The organism is Hydrogenivirga sp. 128-5-R1-1 (assembly GCF_000171895.1).
This window is the reverse complement of sequence record NZ_ABHJ01000124.1, coordinates 1-2,427: the sequence shown is the minus strand read 5'-3', so window position 1 is coordinate 2,427 and position 2,427 is coordinate 1. Positions and strand designations below refer to the sequence as shown.

At 33.1% G+C, this 2,427-nt stretch carries 5 protein-coding genes; all 5 read left to right on the top strand.

Translation table 11 applies throughout. The features are described from left to right. Positions 1–368 (top strand): 50S ribosomal protein L18 (gene rplR, locus HG1285_RS04425; RefSeq protein ID WP_008288637.1); only part of this gene is annotated, 368 nt, incomplete at its 5' end. Positions 369–378: 10 nt separating this feature from the next. Beyond that, the gene (gene rpsE / locus HG1285_RS04430) at positions 379–963 is read left to right on the top strand and encodes a 30S ribosomal protein S5 (protein WP_008288636.1); all 585 of its coding nucleotides are present in this window, start codon (positions 379–381) and stop codon (positions 961–963) included. Further along, on the top strand, positions 960–1,139 hold the full coding sequence (gene rpmD, locus HG1285_RS04435; RefSeq protein WP_008288635.1) for a 50S ribosomal protein L30: 180 nt from the start codon (positions 960–962) through the stop codon (positions 1,137–1,139). Before rpsE ends, rpmD begins: the two co-directional genes overlap by 4 nt. Next, the gene (gene rplO, locus HG1285_RS04440) at positions 1,139–1,615 is read left to right on the top strand and encodes a 50S ribosomal protein L15 (protein WP_008288634.1); all 477 of its coding nucleotides are present in this window, start codon (positions 1,139–1,141) and stop codon (positions 1,613–1,615) included. Before rpmD ends, rplO begins: the two co-directional genes overlap by 1 nt. A 3-nt stretch (positions 1,616–1,618) precedes the next feature. After that, positions 1,619–2,427 (top strand): preprotein translocase subunit SecY (locus tag HG1285_RS04445; protein WP_008288633.1); only part of this gene is annotated, 809 nt, incomplete at its 3' end.

Genomic DNA, 2,427 nt, shown 5'->3' with positions numbered 1-2,427 from the left:
CAGTAAAAAACAGAAGAGAAAAAAGAATAATAAGACATAAAAGAATTAGAAAAAAAGTTTTTGGTACTGCAGAAAGACCAAGAATGGCTTTTTATAAAAGTTTAAACAATTTATACGTTCAAATCATAAATGATGAAGAAGGAAAAACTCTTTTAAGTGCCTCTACGATAGATAAAGATTTTGTTGAAAAGTATGGATTTAGAGGCGGTAAAAATATGGAAGTTGCTAAAAAGCTTGGTGAGTTTATCGCAGAAAAAGCTCTTGCAAACGGCATTGAAAACGTTGTTTTTGATAGAGGTGGATTTATTTATCATGGCAAAGTAAAAGCTTTTGCAGAAGCAGCAAGAGAAAAAGGATTAAAGTTTTAAGGAGTAGAGTATGGGATATAAAAAAATAGAAAGATTAATAGAGGAAAGACTTAAAGAAAATCCAGTTGATGTTTCATCTTTAAATTTAGAAGAAAAAGTAGTTGAAATTAGAAGAACTACAAGGGTTATGGAAGGTGGTAGAAGATTTTCTTTCTCTACACTTGCGGTAGTTGGAGACAAAAATGGGCATGTGGGATTTGGACTTGGTAAGGCAAATGAAGTACCTCCATCAATTGCTAAAGCTATTGCAGAAGCTAAAAAGAATATAGTTAAAGTTCCCCTTATAGAAGGAACAATTCCTCACGATGTTATTGGAGAATTTGAATCAGCTAAGGTACTATTAAAACCTGCAAGAAGAGGTACTGGAGTGGTTGCTGGTGGTCCAATGAGACCTGTTATGGAACTTTTAGGAGTAACTGATGTACTTGCGAAAATTATAAGCAGAACTACAAATCCAAATAATATAGTTAGAGCTGTTTTTGATGCACTTTTAAAACTCAAATCTCCAGAGGAAGTTGCAAAAATAAGAGGATTAAACGAAGAAAAAGTTAAAAGCTCCTACAGAATATTTGCTGGAGGTGTTCCTATAAAATGAAAATAAAAGTAAAATTAATTAGAGGTCTGGCTGGAAAAAAGGGTTTCCAGAAAAAAGCAGTTCGTTCTCTTGGATTAAAAAAAGTTAATGATGAGAGAATTTTAGAAGATAATCCTATGGTAAGAGGAAATATAGAGAAAGTTAAACATCTCATACAAGTGGAGGAAGTTGAGTAATGGGATTTAAATTACATCAGTTAAAACCTGCAGAAGGTGCTACACATAAAGAAAAAAGAGTTGGTAGAGGTATAGGTTCAGGCCACGGAAAAACTTCAACAAGAGGACATAAAGGACAAAAATCAAGAAGAGGATATGGAGATTTACCAGCATTCTTTGAAGGTGGTCAAACTCCGTTTATTATGAGAATTCCTAAAAGAGGATTTAAAAATCCTAATACTGTTGAATATGAAATAGTTAATATAAAAACCCTTGAGGAAAGATTTGATTCAGGTGCTGAAATAACTCCTGAAGTATTATATGAAAAAGGAATTATTAAATGCACTAAAAATGTAAAAATTTTAGGTGATGGAGAGCTTACAAAATCTTTAACTGTAAAAGCTCACAAATTCTCAAGGTCTGCTGTTGAAAAAATTGAAAAAGCAGGTGGAAAAGTAGAGGTTATATCTAAAGAATCTGCTCAAGCAGAGGAATAATAGTTGTTTGACCTTATTCAGAAAATTCTTGAAATAAAAGAATTAAGGCAGAGAATTGCCTATACTTTAATAATCTTTGCAGTATATAGACTTGGAACGCACATTCCAGTTCCAGGTGTAGATACTGCTGCCCTCTTTAATTACTTTAATTCTTCTGGCGGTGTTCTTTTTAACATCTATAACCTTTTTTCAGGTGGTGCTCTTGGAAGACTCTCAGTTTTTGCCCTGGGTATAATGCCTTATATTTCAGCTGCCATAATAATGCAGCTTCTAACAGCTGTAATACCTACCCTTGAAAAACTTCAGAAAGAAGAAGGTGATTATGGACGTTGGAAGATTAGTCAGTATACGCGGTACCTTACAATAGCAATTGCTGGATTCCAATCATTTGCTCTTTCTGTATGGATAAGTAATATCAGAACAGAAACAGGTCAGGCTTTAATTTCAGAATCGGCATTTCTTTTTATATTTATGACCACATTTATTATTACAATTGGAACTGTATTTTTAATGTGGCTTGGTGAAAAGATTACAGAATTTGGAATTGGAAATGGAATTTCTATGATAATTTTAGCAAGTATTGTGGCAAGGATACCAAATGCTGTTATTTCTACTTATGAGCAGTTGAGAGCTGGTTCACTTCCTGTATTTAAGGTAGCCACAGCAGTTTTAATAATAATTATTGTGGTTGCAGGAATTATTTATATACAGGAAGCTGAAAGAAGAATACCTATTCAATATGCAAGAAGAAGCTCTGCAATATCAGCTACTGCTACTTATTTACCTTTAAAATTAAATCCTTCTGGTGTTAT

What these genes read in the sequence shown, in the direction of transcription:
- rpsE (WP_008288636.1), top strand. Translation starts at nt 379, where the DNA reads ATGGGATATAAAAAAATAGAAAGATTAATAGAGGAAAGACTTAAAGAA.
- rpmD (WP_008288635.1), top strand. Translation starts at nt 960, where the DNA reads ATGAAAATAAAAGTAAAATTAATTAGAGGTCTGGCTGGAAAAAAGGGT.
- rplO (WP_008288634.1), top strand. Translation starts at nt 1,139, where the DNA reads ATGGGATTTAAATTACATCAGTTAAAACCTGCAGAAGGTGCTACACAT.